General features: G+C 65.6%; 17 protein-coding genes and 1 pseudogene. 13 read left to right on the top strand and 5 right to left on the bottom strand.

Translation table 11 applies throughout. The features are described from left to right. Window positions 1-343: pseudogene (locus tag A9W95_RS23275) on the bottom strand (S9 family peptidase); the annotation flags it as partial. A 70-nt stretch (window positions 344-413) separates the two neighbouring features. Between A9W95_RS23275 and A9W95_RS23270 the strand changes: the two are divergent. The 6 genes from A9W95_RS23270 to A9W95_RS23245 are packed head-to-tail and all read left to right on the top strand — an operon-like array spanning window position 414 to window position 5,070. Next, window positions 414-1,937 (top strand): aldehyde dehydrogenase family protein, encoded by a 1,524-nt coding sequence (locus A9W95_RS23270; RefSeq protein WP_067418383.1) that lies wholly within the window; start codon window positions 414-416, stop codon window positions 1,935-1,937. Continuing rightward, window positions 1,937-2,431 carry a DUF779 domain-containing protein gene (locus tag A9W95_RS23265; RefSeq protein WP_067418381.1) on the top strand — a complete coding sequence of 165 codons (495 nt, stop codon included), beginning with the start codon at window positions 1,937-1,939 and terminating at the stop codon, window positions 2,429-2,431. Before A9W95_RS23270 ends, A9W95_RS23265 begins: the two co-directional genes overlap by 1 nt. A gap of 20 nt (window positions 2,432-2,451) precedes the next feature. Further along, entirely contained in the window at window positions 2,452-2,730 is a 279-nt protein-coding gene (locus tag A9W95_RS23260) for a putative holin (RefSeq protein WP_172826698.1), read from the top strand. Further along, a complete protein-coding gene (locus A9W95_RS23255; RefSeq protein ID WP_067418380.1) occupies window positions 2,723-3,370 on the top strand; it encodes a hypothetical protein in 648 nt (215 codons plus the stop codon). The genes A9W95_RS23260 and A9W95_RS23255 overlap by 8 nt, the downstream gene beginning before the upstream one ends. A gap of 25 nt (window positions 3,371-3,395) precedes the next feature. After that, the gene (gene lpdA / locus A9W95_RS23250; protein WP_067418400.1) at window positions 3,396-4,790 is read left to right on the top strand and encodes a dihydrolipoyl dehydrogenase; all 1,395 of its coding nucleotides are present in this window, start codon (window positions 3,396-3,398) and stop codon (window positions 4,788-4,790) included. 4 nt (window positions 4,791-4,794) lie between these two features. Then, the gene (locus tag A9W95_RS23245; RefSeq protein WP_067418378.1) at window positions 4,795-5,070 is read left to right on the top strand and encodes a hypothetical protein; all 276 of its coding nucleotides are present in this window, start codon (window positions 4,795-4,797) and stop codon (window positions 5,068-5,070) included. 4 nt (window positions 5,071-5,074) lie between these two features. Here the strand turns inward: A9W95_RS23245 and A9W95_RS23240 are convergent, their stop codons facing one another. Together A9W95_RS23240 and ramB are read right to left on the bottom strand one after the other, a co-directional pair. Further along, window positions 5,075-5,644 carry a carboxymuconolactone decarboxylase family protein gene (locus tag A9W95_RS23240; RefSeq protein ID WP_067418376.1) on the bottom strand — a complete coding sequence of 190 codons (570 nt, stop codon included), beginning with the start codon at window positions 5,642-5,644 and terminating at the stop codon, window positions 5,075-5,077. Beyond that, complete coding sequence (gene ramB / locus A9W95_RS23235; protein WP_067418375.1) at window positions 5,641-7,059, bottom strand: acetate metabolism transcriptional regulator RamB; 1,419 nt, start codon at window positions 7,057-7,059, stop codon at window positions 5,641-5,643. The genes A9W95_RS23240 and ramB overlap by 4 nt, the downstream gene beginning before the upstream one ends. 152 nt (window positions 7,060-7,211) lie before the next feature. On the opposite strand from ramB, the gene A9W95_RS23230 reads away from it, so the two are divergent. The 3 genes from A9W95_RS23230 (at window position 7,212) to A9W95_RS23220 (ending at window position 10,518) form a co-directional block, all read left to right on the top strand. Further along, window positions 7,212-8,006, top strand: a complete 795-nt coding sequence (locus A9W95_RS23230; protein WP_067418398.1) for an acyl-[acyl-carrier-protein] thioesterase — start codon at window positions 7,212-7,214, stop codon at window positions 8,004-8,006. Window positions 8,007-8,269: 263 nt separating this feature from the next. Beyond that, a complete protein-coding gene (gene aceA, locus A9W95_RS23225) occupies window positions 8,270-9,556 on the top strand; it encodes an isocitrate lyase (protein ID WP_067418373.1) in 1,287 nt (428 codons plus the stop codon). Between the two features lie 98 nt (window positions 9,557-9,654). Continuing rightward, window positions 9,655-10,518, top strand: a complete 864-nt coding sequence (locus tag A9W95_RS23220) for a 3-hydroxybutyryl-CoA dehydrogenase (protein WP_067418372.1) — start codon at window positions 9,655-9,657, stop codon at window positions 10,516-10,518. Window positions 10,519-10,523: 5 nt separating this feature from the next. On the opposite strand, the gene pcaA is transcribed toward A9W95_RS23220, so the two are convergent. Continuing rightward, complete coding sequence (pcaA, locus tag A9W95_RS23215) at window positions 10,524-11,387, bottom strand: cyclopropane mycolic acid synthase PcaA (RefSeq protein WP_067418370.1); 864 nt, start codon at window positions 11,385-11,387, stop codon at window positions 10,524-10,526. 156 nt (window positions 11,388-11,543) lie between these two features. Next, complete coding sequence (locus A9W95_RS23210) at window positions 11,544-12,248, bottom strand: TetR/AcrR family transcriptional regulator (RefSeq protein ID WP_067418369.1); 705 nt, start codon at window positions 12,246-12,248, stop codon at window positions 11,544-11,546. A gap of 124 nt (window positions 12,249-12,372) precedes the next feature. Here A9W95_RS23210 and A9W95_RS23205 point away from each other — a divergent pair, with 124 nt between their 5' ends. The 4 genes from A9W95_RS23205 to A9W95_RS23190 all read left to right on the top strand — a co-directional run bounded on the left by A9W95_RS23205 (window position 12,373) and on the right by A9W95_RS23190 (window position 15,713). Beyond that, entirely contained in the window at window positions 12,373-13,749 is a 1,377-nt protein-coding gene (locus A9W95_RS23205; protein WP_371328107.1) for a DUF445 domain-containing protein, read from the top strand. Window positions 13,750-13,836: 87 nt separating this feature from the next. Further along, entirely contained in the window at window positions 13,837-14,274 is a 438-nt protein-coding gene (locus A9W95_RS23200; RefSeq protein ID WP_067418367.1) for a helix-turn-helix domain-containing protein, read from the top strand. Window positions 14,275-14,618: 344 nt separating this feature from the next. Continuing rightward, the gene (locus A9W95_RS23195; protein ID WP_067418365.1) at window positions 14,619-15,338 is read left to right on the top strand and encodes a heparin-binding hemagglutinin; all 720 of its coding nucleotides are present in this window, start codon (window positions 14,619-14,621) and stop codon (window positions 15,336-15,338) included. A gap of 87 nt (window positions 15,339-15,425) precedes the next feature. Next, entirely contained in the window at window positions 15,426-15,713 is a 288-nt protein-coding gene (locus A9W95_RS23190; protein ID WP_067418362.1) for a DUF2516 family protein, read from the top strand. The last annotated feature ends 3 nt before the right edge of the window (window positions 15,714-15,716 follow it).

The following is a 15,716-nucleotide window of genomic DNA, read 5'->3' as shown; positions in this document are numbered from 1 at the left end:
GGCCCAGCGCGTCGACGTCGATCAACACGTCCCACTGCGGCGAGTCGGTGCGGTAGCTGTCCAGCGTGGTGCGCCGCCACAAGCCGCGCGGGTTGGCCGCGTCACGCCAGAAGTTGTACAGATACTCCCCGCGGCGCACCACGTAAGGAATGCGCGCGTCGGTGTCGAGCACTTCGAGCGCCTCTATCCGCATCCGCTCGAATTCCTCGTCGCAGAATTTCGCCAAGGTCGGCTCGTTGCGGGCGCGTACCCAGTCCAGCGCGTCGTCGCCGGTGACGTCCTCGAGCCAGAGGTATGGGTCTGCGTTGTCGTCGGGAGCCGTCTCGGAAGCGGTGGCAGCCATGAAAACCATTGTGTCCTGCGGCGGTAGTGTGAGCTGTATTACATAGTCTTCAAAGAGGAGCCGAAAACCCATGACTGTCTTTTCGCGTCCGGGTTCTGCCGGAGCGCTGATGTCCTTTGAGTCGCGGTACGGAAACTTCATCGGAGGTGAATGGGTCGCGCCGGCACAAGGCCGTTACTTCGAGAACCCGACGCCGGTCACCGGCCAGCCGTTCTGCGAGATCCCGCGTTCGGACGAGGCCGATGTGGACAAGGCGCTGGACGCCGCCCACGCCGCGGCGCCGGGATGGGCCAAAACCTCGCCGGCCAAGCGCGCGGCGATCCTGAGCAAGATCGCCGACCGCATCGACGAGCACACCGCCGCGCTGGCGGTGGCCGAAGTGTGGGACAACGGCAAACCGGTTCGCGAGGCCCTAGCCGCCGACATCCCGTTGGCCGCCGATCATTTCCGGTATTTCGCGGCGGCGATCCGGACCCAGGAAGGCTCGCTGTCCCAGGTCGACGAGGACACCGTGGCCTACCACTTCCACGAACCGCTCGGGGTGGTCGGCCAGATCATTCCGTGGAACTTCCCGATTCTGATGGGCGCCTGGAAATTGGCGCCGGCGCTGGCGGCCGGCAACACCGTGGTCCTCAAGCCGGCTGAGCAGACCCCGGCGTCGGTGCTGTACCTGATGTCGCTGATCGGTGACCTCCTGCCGCCGGGGGTCGTCAACGTCGTCAACGGCTTCGGCGCCGAAGCCGGCAAGCCCTTGGCGTCGAGCAACCGCATCGCCAAGGTCGCGTTCACCGGCGAAACCACCACCGGGCGGCTCATCATGCAATACGCCTCCCAGAACCTGATCCCGGTAACCCTGGAATTGGGCGGCAAGAGCCCGAACATCTTCTTCTCCGACGTGATGGCCGCCCATGACGACTTCCAGGACAAGGCGCTGGAAGGGTTCACGCTGTTCGCGCTCAACCAGGGCGAGGTGTGCACCTGCCCGTCGCGCAGCCTGATCCAGGCCGACATTCACGACGAGTTCCTCGAACTCGCCGCGATCCGCACCAAGGCGGTCCGGCAGGGTGATCCGCTGGACACCGAGACCATGCTCGGGTCGCAGGCCTCCAACGACCAGCTGGAAAAGATCCTGTCCTACATCGAGATTGGCAAGGACGAGGGCGCCAAGCTGATCACCGGCGGCGAGCGCGCCGAACTCGGTGGCGACCTGTCGGGCGGGTACTACATGCAGCCCACCATCTTCAGCGGCAACAACAAGATGCGGATCTTCCAGGAGGAGATCTTCGGGCCGGTGGTCGCCGTGACACCGTTCCAGGACTACGACGACGCCATGGGCATCGCCAACGACACTCTCTACGGCTTGGGCGCCGGGGTGTGGAGCCGGGACGGCAACACCGCCTACCGGGCCGGCCGGGAGATCAAGGCCGGGCGGGTGTGGGTGAACTGCTACCACGTCTACCCCCCGCACGCCGCGTTCGGCGGCTACAAGCTGTCGGGGTTCGGCCGGGAGTGCCACAAGATGGCGCTCGAGCACTACCAGCAGACCAAGAACCTGATGGTGTCCTACTCCGAGAAGGCGCTCGGGCTGTTCTGATGGGCGCGGGGACGTCCGCCGCACCGCCGGGAGCGCTGATCACCGCCGCCGCCGCGGCGCTGCTGGCGCGACTGCAGGATCAGCACGGCCCGGTGATGTTTCACCAGTCTGGCGGGTGCTGCGACGGCTCCTCGCCGATGTGTTACCCGAGCGGGGACTTCCTGGTCGGTGACCGTGACGTGCTGCTCGGGGTGTTGGACGTGGGACCGGACGGAGTTCCGGTGTGGATCTCCGGTGCGCAGTACGAAGCGTGGAAGCACACCCAACTGGTCATCGACGTAGTCCCCGGCCGCGGCGGTGGATTCAGCCTGGAAGCACCCGAAGGAGTGCGGTTCCTCAGCCGCGGCCGGGTGTTCAGCGACGCCGAGAACGCACTATTGGCGGCGACCCCGGTGATCACCGGCGCGACCTATGAGCGGGGTGCGCGGCCTAACGCCCGAGGCGAGGTGATAGCGGACAACGCGCCGGGAACGTGCCCGGTCTCTAGGCCGTAGCCGCAGTAAGGTCGTACACCGTGATTCCGCTACCCCGGGCATGGCTGCTGACTGGCGCCATGTTGGTCGGCGTGGCGGTGGGCCAGTTGGCCGGGGTGGCAGCCGCTGTGCTGGTGCACACCCGGTTGCGCCCAGAACTCGTCGTCGCCCTGGTGGTTGGGGTTCCCAGCGTGATCGGCATGTCGGCGATCCTGTTCTCCGGACGCCGGTGGGTCACGTTGCTGGGGGCGTTCCTCATTGCACTGGCACCCGGCTGGTTCGGTGTGCTGGTGGCGCTGCAGGTGGTCCGCAGTGGCTGACCGAGCCGCTGACGAATCCGCGGATAAGGAACCCGACGCCGGCCCCGGCACCGAACCGTTCGTGCCCGAGTTCGACACCGGCGAGCACTCGCTGCGGCCGCGGCCGGAATTCGAGGACGGCGAACCCTCGGTGCCGTTCGTCCCGGACTTCGACGACGACTCGGAGCCGTTCGTCGCGTTGACCGATCTCCGGGATAAGGCGCCGCCCAAGCCCGAGTCGGCCCAGCCGAAAACCGAGCCCGAGCCAGAGCCGGCCGCCGCCGACGCCGACCCGGCACCCGAGGTGCCCGCCGCGCCGGTGACGGTGCCAGGCCGCTACAGCTACCTCAAGTGGTGGAAATTCGCCCTGTTGCTGCTCGGCGTGTGGTTCGGCGCGGCACAGTTCGGGCTGAGCTTGTACTACTGGTGGTATCACACCATCGACAAGACGGCGCCGATGTTCGTCGTGCTGGTCTACGTCATGGCCTGCACCGTGGCGGCCCTGCTGCTGTCCCTGGTGCAGGGCAGGCCGATGCTCACCGCGCTGTCGCTGGCGGTGATGTCCGGCCCGTTCGCCTCCCTGGCCGCCGCCGCACCGCTGTACGGCTACTTCTACTGCGAGCGGGCGACCCGCTGCCTGGTCGGCGTGCTGCCGTACTAGGTAGCCGCCCACTAGGGTGGTTGCCGTGACCCACTATGACGTCGTCGTCCTCGGAGCCGGTCCCGGCGGATATGTCGCAGCCATCCGCGCCGCGCAGCTCGGACTGAACACCGCAGTCGTCGAACCGAAGTACTGGGGCGGGGTTTGCCTCAACGTCGGCTGCATCCCGTCCAAAGCTTTACTGCGCAACGCCGAACTGGTCCACATCTTCACCAAAGAGGCCAAGACCTTTGGCATGAGCGGCGACGCAACCTTCGACTACGGGGTCGCCTATGACCGCAGCCGCAAGGTGGCCGAAGGCCGTGTGGCGGGCGTGCACTTCCTGATGAAGAAGAACAAGATCACCGAGATCCATGGCTACGGCAAGTTCACCGACGCGCACACCTTGTCGGTCGAGCTCAATGAAGGCGGCACCGAAGAGGTCACCTTCGACAACGTCATCATCGCCACCGGTGCGAGCACCCGCCTGGTTCCGGGCACGTCGCTGTCGGAGAACGTCGTCACCTACGAAGAGCAGATCATGGAGCGCGAACTGCCGAAGTCCATCGTCATCGCCGGTGCCGGAGCGGTGGGCATGGAGTTCGGCTATGTCATGAAGAACTACGGCGTCGACGTGACGATCGTGGAGTTTTTGCCGCGCGCCCTGCCGAACGAGGACGCCGAGGTGTCCAAAGAGATCGAGAAGCAGTTCAAGAAGCTGGGCGTGAAAATCATGACCGGCACCAAGGTCGAATCCATCTCCGACGACGGCTCTGAAGTCACCGTCACCGTCAGCAAGGACGGAAAATCCCAGGAACTCAAGGCCGACAAGGTATTACAGGCCATCGGGTTCGTGCCCAACGTCGAGGGCTACGGCCTGGACAAGGCCGGCGTCGAGTTGAACGACCGCAGGGCCATCGGCATCGGTGACTACATGCAGACATCCGTGTCGCACATCTACGCCATCGGCGACGTGACCGGCAAGCTGCAGCTGGCTCACGTGGCCGAGGCGCAGGGCGTCGTCGCGGCCGAAACCATTGCCGGCGCAGAGACTTTGGCGCTCGGAGACTACCGCATGATGCCGCGCGCCACGTTCTGCCAACCGCAGGTCGCCAGCTTCGGGCTCACCGAGCAGCAGGCCCGCGACGAAGGCTACGACGTCGTGGTCGCCAAGTTCCCGTTCACCGCCAACGGCAAAGCCCACGGCATGGGCGACCCTAGCGGCTTCGTGAAGCTGGTCGCCGACGCCAAGTACGGCGAGCTGCTGGGCGGCCACCTGGTGGGCCATGACGTGTCGGAGTTGCTGCCGGAACTCACCCTGGCCCAGAAGTGGGACTTGACTGCCACCGAGCTGGCCCGCAACGTCCACACGCACCCGACCATGTCCGAGGCGCTGCAGGAGTGCTTCCACGGCCTGACCGGCCACATGATCAACTTCTGACGCGATGATTCGGAACCAAACAGCGATAGGCGCGATCGGCGGTATGGCGACCGGTTACGTGTTGTGGCTGGTCGCCATCTCGATCGGCGAAGACCTGACCACCGTGGGCCGCTGGAGCGTAGCGATCCTGCTGCTGTCGCTGGCGCTGGCGGTCGGTGCCGCGGTGGGCGGGCTGCTCATGCGCTGGCGCCGCAAGTACGCGTGGTCGGCGTTCGTGTTCGGCTTGCCGGTTCTGCCGCTGGTGCTGACGTTGGCCGTGCTGGCCGACATCACGTTCTGACCAATCAGTCGTCGGGATTGTCCAGCGGGACGCCCAGTGTGTGGATGGTGGCCGCCAGCCCGTCGTATTGGGTTGCCAGCAAACAGAATTCGATCAATCGAGGCCGATTGAGGTGTGCGGCCAGCTGCTGCCAGGTGGCGGCGCTGACCGAGCGATCCCGCACCAACTCGTCGGTCGCCTTCAGCAGCGCCTGTTGGCGGGCGCTCAGCACTGCCCTGGGGCCCTTGCCATCTGGCGCCTCGGGCCAGGCGAAGATGGCGGCCTGCAGGTTGGCATCCAGACCCAGCGAGCGCGCCATGCGGCGATGATGCTGCAGCTCGTACTCACAGTCGCGCAGGTGCGCCACCCGCAGGATCACCAACTCGGTGTCGGCCCGCGGAAGACGTCCCCGCAGCAGGCGGGCGCCATAGAGCAGCCACGCCCAAAACAGCGACTGGCGGTAGCCCAGCGTGGTGAACAGATGCATCTCCGGAGCGCGCACCGTGCGCGCGCCCAGCTTGGCGAGCACCCAGTTGACCGGTCCGAGTTGGCGGAACCGGCCGGACGGAATCCGTTGCGGTGTACCGGCGGTCATGCGTGCTTGACCAGGTAGGGCGACACCGTGCTGCGGTGTTCGTCGAGATCCAGCGCACGGCCCAGGGCGGGGAAGGCGCGTTGCGGACAGTTGTCGCGTTCACAGACCCGGCAACCAGCGCCGATCGGGGTGGCGATATCGCCGGACAAGTCGAGTCCTTCCGAGTAGACGAGTCGGTGCGCGTGGCGAAGTTCGCAGCCTAGCCCGATCGCGAAGGTTTTTCCTGGCTGACCATACCGGGCGGCGCGGCGTTCGACGGTGCGAGCCACCCACATGTAGTTGCGGCCGTCGGGCATCTGGGCGATCTGCACCGAGATCTTGCCGGGGTTGGCGAACGTCTCGTAGACATTCCACAACGGGCAGGTGCCTCCGCTGGAGGAGAAGTGAAAACCCGTGGCGGACTGGCGTTTTGACATGTTTCCGGCGCGGTCGACCCGGACGAAGGAGAATGGGACGCCCCGCATCGTGGGCCGCTGCAGCGTCGAGAGCCGGTGTGCGATGGTCTCGTAGCTGACCGAATAGAACGCCGAGAGCCGCTCGACGTCGTAGCGGAAGTTCTCCGCGACGTCGTGGAATTGGCGGTAGGGCAGCACCGCGGCCGCGGCGAAGTAGTTGGCCAGGCCCAGCCGGGCGAGCGTGCGGGACTCGTCACTGGTGAACTTGCCGTCGGCGACCATGCTGTCGATGAGATCGCCGAACTCCAGGTAGGCCAACTCGGCCGCCATCTTGAACACCTGCTGACCCGGGCCGAGGTGATTGCTGATCTCCAGCGTCTTGGTCGCCGGGTCGTAGCGATGCAACACCGTGTCACCCAGATCGATTCGCCGGTTGATGTGCACCCCGTGCACCTCGCTGAGTCGGCGGGTCAACTCGCGGGCCAGGTCGCCGTGATGCATCCGCATCCGGATGGTCAGGTCTTCGGCGGCGGTATCCAACTCGTGCAGATAGTTCTGCCGTTGGTAGAAGTAATCGCGCACCTCTTCGTGCGGCATGGTGATCGACCCGGTGCCGCTGCTGCCGTCGGAGAACCGCTCCTCGGTGGCGGCGGCCAGTTGCGCGGTGGTGATCCGATACCGCCGGTGCAAGTTGACCACCGCGCGGGCCAGGGCGGGATGCGCGTTGACCATCTCGGCGACCTCGCGCGCGTCGATGTCCAGATCCAGGTCGCGGTCGGTGGTGACCTCACGCAGTTCGGCAACCAGCCGGGTGTCGTCCTGGGAGGCGAAGAAGGTCGCGTCGACACCGAACACCTCGGTGATGCGCAGCAGCACCGCCACCGTCAGCGGGCGGACGTCGTGTTCGATCTGGTTGAGGTAACTCGGGGAGATGTCGAGCATCTGGGCCAGGGCCGCCTGGCTGAAGCCGCGCTCGCTGCGCAGCTGGCGCACCCGCGAGCCGACGAACGTCTTGGACACTTCGCCCAGCGTACGCCGGTTGCGAAGATCGGGTTCGCAGTCTTCGCATGACGAGTCAGGTTGGTGTTTCGTTGTGGTCGTTGGCATGATTCGCATCGAGGTCCGCAGCAGAAGCCTGGGGTTCGTCCGAGGAGGAAATGGGGAGCAGCGCCGTGAGCCTGGACAAAAAGTTGATGCCCGTGCCCGACGGCCACCCCGACGTGTTCGATCGCGAATGGCCGCTGCGCGTCGGCGACATCGACCGCACCGGCCGGCTGCGATTGGACGCGGCCTGCCGGCACATCCAGGACATCGGCCAGGACCAACTGCGCGAGATGGGTTTCGAGGAGACCCATCCGCTGTGGATCGTCCGGCGCACCATGGTCGACCTGATCCGGCCCATCGAATTCCAGGACATGCTGCGCTGCCGCCGCTGGTGTTCGGGCACCTCGAACCGGTGGTGCGAGATGCGGGTCCGCATCGACGGTCGCAAGGGTGGCCTCATCGAATCCGAGGCGTTCTGGATCAACATCAACCGCGAGACGCAGATGCCGTCGCGCATCGCCGACGACTTCCTGGCCGGGCTGCACAAAACCACGTCCGTCGACCGGTTGCGCTGGAAGGGCTATCTCAAGCCCGGCAGCCGCGACGACGCGGTGGAGATCCACGAATTCCCGGTGCGGGTCACCGACATCGACCTGTTCGACCACATGAACAACTCGGTGTACTGGAGCGTGATCGAGGACTACTTGTTCTCCCACCCCGAACTGCTCGACGCGCCCCTGCGCGTCACCATCGAGCACGAGGCGCCGGTCGCGCTGGGCGACAAGCTCGAGATCATCAGCCACGTGCACCCGGCCGGTTCCACCGACCAGTTCGGCCCGGGCCTGGCCGACCGCACTGTTAGAACGCTCACATATGCCGTCGGTGACGAGACCAAAGCGGTCGCCGCGCTCTTCACTCTTTAACCGTACGATTGTCCCGGTAAATTGCCGGTGACCTGCGAATTTCGGTTACTGACCGGTAGCTTCTGTAACGGTTAAGTTACTTGCTGGCTTCGCAAGGTTTGCAAAATGACCGCGGGTCATTGCCGAAATTCGCAAGTGAAATGGGTGGACCAGCATAGATAAGCTATGCCATCGTCGAGTTAGCACCCCAGCGAAGTTGAGCAACTAGCCCCGCTGGATGGCGCGGTTTTTAGCAATCAGTAACACCGAAGGAGCCGTCTCACATGTCTGACGTTGGCACCCCGAAGAGTGCGGAGCAGATCCAGCACGACTGGGACACCAATCCGCGCTGGAAGAACATCTCCCGCACTTACTCCGCCGAAGACGTCGTCGCCCTGCAGGGCTCGGTCGTCGAAGAGGCCACCCTGGCGCGCCGCGGCGCGGAGGTGCTGTGGAACCAGCTGCACGACCTGGAATTCGTCAACGCGCTGGGCGCGCTGACCGGCAACATGGCCGTCCAGCAGGTCCGCGCGGGACTGAAGGCCATCTACCTGTCGGGTTGGCAGGTCGCCGGTGACGCGAACCTCTCCGGCCACACCTACCCCGACCAGAGCCTGTACCCCGCCAACTCGGTGCCCCAGGTGGTTCGCCGGATCAACAACGCGCTGCTGCGCGCCGACGAGATCGCCAAGGTCGAAGGCGACACCTCGGTGGAGAACTGGCTGGTGCCGATCGTCGCCGACGGTGAGGCCGGCTTCGGTGGTGCACTCAACGTCTACGAGCTGCAGAAGGCCATGATCGCGGCCGGTGTCGCCGGCTCGCACTGGGAGGACCAGCTGGCCTCGGAGAAGAAGTGCGGTCACCTCGGTGGCAAGGTGCTCATCCCGACCCAGCAGCACATCCGCACCCTGACCTCGGCCCGCCTGGCCGCCGACGTGGCCGACGTTCCGACCGTCGTGATCGCCCGGACCGACGCCGAGGCGGCAACGCTGATCACCTCCGACGTCGACGAGCGCGACCAGCCGTTCATCACCGGTGAGCGGACCAAGGAAGGGTTCTACCGGGTCAAGAACGGTCTCGAGCCGTGCATCGCGCGCGCCAAGGCCTACGCGCCGTACTCCGACCTGATCTGGATGGAGACCGGCACGCCGGACCTCGAGCTGGCCGCCAAGTTCGCCGAGGGCGTCAAGGCCGAGTTCCCCGACCAGCTGCTGGCCTACAACTGCTCGCCGTCGTTCAACTGGAAGAAGCACCTCGACGACGCGACCATCGCGAAGTTCCAGAAGGAGCTGGCGTCGATGGGCTTCAAGTTCCAGTTCATCACGCTGGCCGGCTTCCACGCCCTCAACTACTCGATGTTCGACCTGGCCTACGGGTACGCCCGCAACCAGATGAGCGCCTACGTCGAGTTGCAGGAGCGCGAGTTCGCCGCCGAGGAGCGCGGTTACACCGCGACGAAGCACCAGCGCGAGGTCGGTGCCGGTTACTTCGACCGGATCGCCACCACGGTCGACCCCACCTCGTCGACCACGGCGCTGACCGGCTCCACCGAAGAGGGTCAGTTCCACTGAGTTAGTTGAGTTAGTCTGCCGAGCAGACGCAGAATCGCCCAGTTGCACCGCAATTGACGCGATTTTGCGTCTGCTCGGCGCATTTATGAGGAGGGTCAGTGAGTGACGCAGCGATACAGCGAGTAGGGGTCGTGGGAGCCGGGCAGATGGGATCCGGCATCGCCGAGGTCTCCGCCCGCGCCGGCGTCGCGGTGACGGTGTTCGAGACGACCGACGCGCTCATCACCGCCGGGCGCAACCGCATCGTGAAGTCCCTGGAACGCGGCGTGAGCGCAGGCAAGGTGACCGAACGCGAGCGCGACCGCGCGCTGGGACAGCTGACCTTCACCACCGACCTCAACGACCTGGCCGATCGGCAACTGGTCATCGAGGCCATCATCGAAGACGAGACCATCAAGGCCTCGGTGTTCGCCAAGCTCGACGAGGTCATTACCGACCCCGAGGCCGTGCTGGCGTCGAACACGTCGAGCATCCCGATCATGAAGATCGCGGCGGCCACCAAGAACCCGCAGCGGGTCCTGGGGCTGCACTTCTTCAACCCCGTTCCGGTGCTGCCGCTGGTGGAACTGGTCAGCACGCTGGTCACCGACGAGGCCGCCGCCGCCCGCACCGAGGAGTTTGCCAGCACCGTGCTGGGCAAACAGGTGGTGCGCTGCTCGGACCGGTCGGGCTTCGTGGTCAACGCGCTGCTGGTGCCCTACCTGCTGTCGGCCATCCGGATGGTCGAGGCGGGTTTCGCCACTGTGGCCGACGTCGACAAAGCCGTGGTCGCGGGACTGTCCCACCCGATGGGGCCGCTGCGGCTATCTGACCTGGTCGGACTGGACACGCTGAAGTTAATCGCGGACAAGCTGTACGAGGAGTTCAAGGAACCCCACTACGGTCCGCCGCCGCTGTTGCTGCGCATGGTGGAAGCCGGCCAGCTCGGCAAGAAATCCGGCCGCGGCTTCTACACGTACTGAGCCGGCTACTTCTCCATCGTGTACTGCACGACGTCGGTGTAGCCGTCGCGGAACAGCTTGGCGCAGCCAGTCAAATACTTCATGTAGCGGTCGTAGACCTCTTGGGACTGCAGCGCCACGGCTTGGTCCTTCTGCGCCTCCAATGCGGCGGCCCAGGTCTCCAGCGTCCTGGCGTAGTGCAGTTGCAACGACTGAACCCGCGTCGTGTTGAAGCCGGCGTGAGCGCCGTGCTCTACCACCGAGGGAACTGTCGGCAGCCAGCCACCCGGGAAGATCTCGGCCAGGATGAACTGGGTGAAGTGCACGATCTCGTGGGTCAGCGTAAGGCCTTTGGCCCGAGCGTCTTTGAAGGTCGGGCGGGCGATGGTGTGCAGCAGCATGACGCCGTCGCTGGGCAGCACATCGTGAGCCATCTGGAAGAACCGGTTGTACCGTAGGCGGCCGAAGTGCTCGAAGGCGCCTATGGAGACGATGCGGTCGACGGGGTCGTGGAACTTCTCCCAGCCCTCCAGCAGCACCTCCCGCCGGCGGGGTGTGTCCATCCCGTCGAACATCTTCTGCACGTGGGCCGCCTGGTTCTCAGACAGCGTCAGCCCCACCACGTTGACGTCGTACTTCTCGATGGCGCGCCGCATGGTGGCCCCCCACCCGCAGCCGATGTCCAGCAGGGTCATGCCCGGCTCGAGCCCCAGTTTGCCCAGCGCGAGGTCGATCTTGGCGACCTGAGCCTCTTCCAGCGTCATGTCCTCGCGCTCGAAGAAGGCGCAGCTGTAGGTCTGAGTGGGATCCAGGAACAACCGGAAGAAGTCGTCGGATAGGTCGTAATGGGCTTGTACGTTCCCAAAATGCGGCGTCAGCTGCGCAGACATCACGATCGGCCTTTCTATGTTCGGGAGGCGTACGGCAGTTACCACTCACCCCACACTGCGTTAGCCCCCGATGCATGCTAACCGCTATTGGCGCTATGGCCCGCTTTCCGCAGGTCAGGAGGGGGTCAGCCGGGGCGCACCACGCCCAGGCGGGGCCTAGTAGTCGCCGCGGGGCGGCACGATGGGCGAAGGATGGGGCTGTTCGCGGAATTTTTCCAGCGATCCGCCGACCTCGACGATGCCGCACAGCGCATTCCAGCTCAGCATCGTCAGGTAGTCGATGAGTTCCTCGCTGCTCATCCGCGGGTCCGACATCCACGAGTGGGTGGCCAGCTGCACACCGCCGACGATCAGGTAGGCCCACGGTTCCACGCCGCCGGTGTCCATCCCGGCTTCCTGCATGCGGCGGCGCAGCATCACCGCGAGCATGCGGGCGATGATGCGCTCGGAGTCGGCGATCACCTTGGACTTGCTGGCCGAGCTGTTGGCCATGACGAAGCGGTAGGGCTCGGGCTCGGCGGCCACCGTTTCGACGTAGACGCGGATGATCTCGCGGGCCAGATCGATGCCGTCGAGGTTGGACGACAAGGCCGCCGCCATGTTGGGGATCAGCGTGGTCTGCGCGAACCGCATCATCACCGCGGTGGTGAGGTCGTTCTTGTCGACGAAGTAGCGGTACAGCACCGTTTTGGACACCCCGATTTCGGCCGCGATGTCGTCCATGCTCAGGAAGCGGCCGCGTCGGCGGATCGCCACGATGGTGCCGTCTACCAGCTCGTTGCGCCGGTCCACCTTGTGTTGGTGCCAACGCCGCTTACGGCCATCGGTTTTTACTGTTACGGCCGGGATGTTGTCTGCCACTTTCCGCCGATTCCCATTCATCAGGACGCCCTTGATACTACGGCGTGAGAGCGTCCATATGGCGCATCGGCCAAATGCCGCCGAGGCGGGCCGAACAGGGGAGTCACACTAACTCGTTCGGCCGATAGCCCATGATGGTGTAGTGGCACACCGAGCCGAAGCAGCGGACTGGATACCGGGGGTGGGCGTGGACTCCGCACCCAAGGAGCCGTCCCGGCAGTCGTTCGCGGAGTCGTTCGCCGGCGCGGACCCGGCAGCCGACGCCGAGCGACGCACCGCGCTGCGCCGGATGAAGGTTGTCGCGCTGAGCTTTCTGGTGGGCGCCACGGTGGTGTTCCTCGCCTGCCGATGGGCCCAAGCACACGGCTCCGCGCCGACCTGGGTGGGGTACGTCGGCGCGGGCGCGGAAGCCGGCATGGTGGGCGCGCTGGCGGACTGGTTTGCGGTGACGGCGCTGTTCAAGCACCCGCTGGGCATCCCGATTCCGCATACCGCGATCATCAAACGCAAGAAAGACCAGTTGGGCGAGGGGTTGGGCACCTTCGTGCGGGAGAACTTCCTGTCCGCGCAGGTGGTCGAGACCAAATTGCGTGACGCGCAGGTGCCCAGCCGGCTGGGCAAGTGGCTGTCGGACTCCGCGCACGCCGAGCGGGTAGCCGCCGAGACGTCGACGGTGCTGCGGGTACTGGTTGAGCTGCTGCGCGACGACGACGTCCAGCAAGTGCTCGACCGGATGATCGTGCGCCGCATCGCCGAGCCGCAGTGGGGCCCGCCGGTAGGCCGGGTGCTGCAGACGTTGCTGGCCGAGAACCGGCAGGAGGCGCTGATCCAATTGCTCGCCGACCGGGCGTTCCAATGGTCGCTCAACGCCGGCGTGGTGATTCAGCGGGTGGTCGAGCGCGACTCACCGACCTGGTCGCCGAAGTTCGTCGACCACCTCGTCGGCGACCGGATTCACCGGGAGCTGATGGACTTCACCGACAAGGTGCGCCGCAACCCGGACCACGAATTGCGCCGCTCGGCGACGCGCTTCCTGTTCGAATTCGCCGACGACCTGCAGAACGACCCCGACACCATCGCCCGAGCCGACGCGGTCAAGGAACAGTTGATGGCCCGCGACGAGGTGGCCAATGCCGCGGCCACCGCCTGGAAAACGCTCAAGCGCCTGGTGCTCGAAGGTGTCGACGACCCCTCCAGCGCGCTGCGTACCCGGATCGCCGAAACCGTCGTCCGGCTTGGGGAATCCCTGCGGGACGACGCCGACCTACGCGACAAGGTGGACAACTGGATGGTGCGCGCGGCTCAGCACCTGGTGTCGCAATACGGGGTGGAAATCACCGCGATCATCACCGAGACGATCGAGCGCTGGGACGCGGAGGAGGCCAGTCGGCGCATCGAGTTACACGTGGGCCGTGACCTGCAGTTCATCCGGATCAACGGGACCGTCGTGGGGGCGCTGGCGGGCCTGGTGATCTATGCGATCGCGCAACTACTTTTCTGAGTGGTGCTAACAAGTGCTTGCAAAAGCAAGCACCCATTTGTACCCTGATGGGCGTAAACGACCGTGTGAACGCCAGGAGTACACCCCATGACAGCGGAGGAGAAGCTCGGCACCAAGGTGTCCGGGGTATCCGCGGTGTCCTCGGTGTCTTCGAAGGCGTCCGACATCGGCAGCTTCATCAGGACGCAGCGCGAAACCGCGCAGGTCTCGATGCGGCAACTGGCCGAGCGTTCCGGCGTGAGCAACCCGTACCTGAGCCAGGTGGAACGCGGACTGCGTAAGCCGTCTGCTGACGTGCTGGCCCAGATCGCAAAGGCGCTGCGGGTTTCGGCCGAGGTCCTCTACGTGCGCGCCGGAATCCTCGAACCGAGCGAGACCAGCCAGGTGCGTGACGCGATCATCACCGACACGGCCATCACCGAGCGTCAGAAGCAAATTCTGCTCGATATCTACGCATCGTTTACCCAGCAGAATGAAGCCACCCGTGAGGAGTGTTCGAGCGAACCCACCGGGACGGACGACTAGCCCCGAGGGGTCACCGTGGACACCGCAGGCCCTGCAGCTGAGTCCGCGGCGACAGCAGTCTTCCGTCTCGTCCGGTCGCTGGCGCAGCCAGCTGACTGGCCGGCCTCGCTCGAAGACCACAAAGGAGACCGCGATGAGCACGTGTATGAGGAGCGATCCGGCGGCGCCATAGGCGCCTACGGCCAACGACTCGACCGTCACCCGACCCGACAACCAGGAGGTTTCTCGCAAGCAGCGTGCCACGTCAATCCACGGGTCTTGACTACTCCCCTCAGGAGCCGACGCTTGCCGCTTCAACATGACCACGCACTATCGCCGATTTTCGAAATCAGAAAGGAAACACCATGGCTGACAACACGAACATTGAAGACCTGCGAGCTCCGCTGCTCGCCGCGCTGGGCGCCGCCGATCTGGCCCTGGCCACCGTCAACGACCTGATCACCACCCTGCGCGAGCGCGCCGAGGAAACTCGCACCGACACCCGCAGCCGGGTCGAGGAGCGGCGTAGCCGCCTGAGCAGCCGGGTCGAGGAGAGCCGTAGCCGGCTGACCAACCTGCGCGAAGACCTGCCCGAGCAGCTCAACGAGCAGATCACCGAGCTGCGCGAGCGTTTCACCCCCGAGGAGCTGCGTAAGGCCGCCGAGGGGTACCTGGAGGCGGCCACCAGCCGGTACAACGAGCTCGTCGAGCGTGGCGAGGCCGCGCTGGAGCGGCTGCGCAGCCAATCGGCCTTCGAAGACGCGTCCTCGCGCGCCGAGGGCTACGTGGACCAGGCAGTCGAGCTGACCCAGGAGGCGCTGGGCACCGTGGCCTCGCAGACCCGCGCGGTCGGTGAGCGGGCCGCGAAGCTGGTCGGCATCGAGCTGCCCAAGAAGGGCGACAAGGCCGAGAAGGCCGACAAGAGCGACAAGGGCCAGGCCAAGAAGGTGCCCGCGGCGCCGGCCAAGAAGGCTGTGCCGGCTCCCAAGCCCGTCGCCGCCAAGGCCGTCCCGGCCAAGAAGTCCGTCCCGGCCAAGAAGGCCCCGGCCAAGAAGGCCGCGGCCAAGAAGGTCACCCAGAAGTAATAGGTAGTAGCACTCCCAGTCGACTCCGAGTCGCCGCACGGCGGCTCGGAGTCGACGTTTCTGACGCAACCCGCATACTCTGGACGCGTGAGCAACCTCGTGGGCACCGTCCTGTTGGTCGTGCAGGTGGCCGTCCTGGTGACGGCGGTCTACGCGTTCGTGCACGCTGCGATGCAACGCACGGACGCCTACACCGCCGCCGAAAAGCAGACCAAGCCGGTGTGGTTGCTGATCTTGGGCGCGGCCGTCGCGCTGGCGTCGATCTTGAGTTACGTGTTCGGCGTCTTCGGGATGGCGGTGGCCGCTGGTGCCGCCGGCCTGTATCTGGTCGACGTTCGCCCCAAACTCCTAGAAGTACAGGGCAAGTCGCGCTAGGGC

This window comes from Mycobacterium sp. 1423905.2 (assembly GCF_001673155.1).
Taxonomy (GTDB): domain Bacteria; phylum Actinomycetota; class Actinomycetes; order Mycobacteriales; family Mycobacteriaceae; genus Mycobacterium.
The sequence above is the reverse complement of the archived record's forward strand: the minus strand, read 5'-3'. Positions and strand labels throughout refer to the sequence as shown.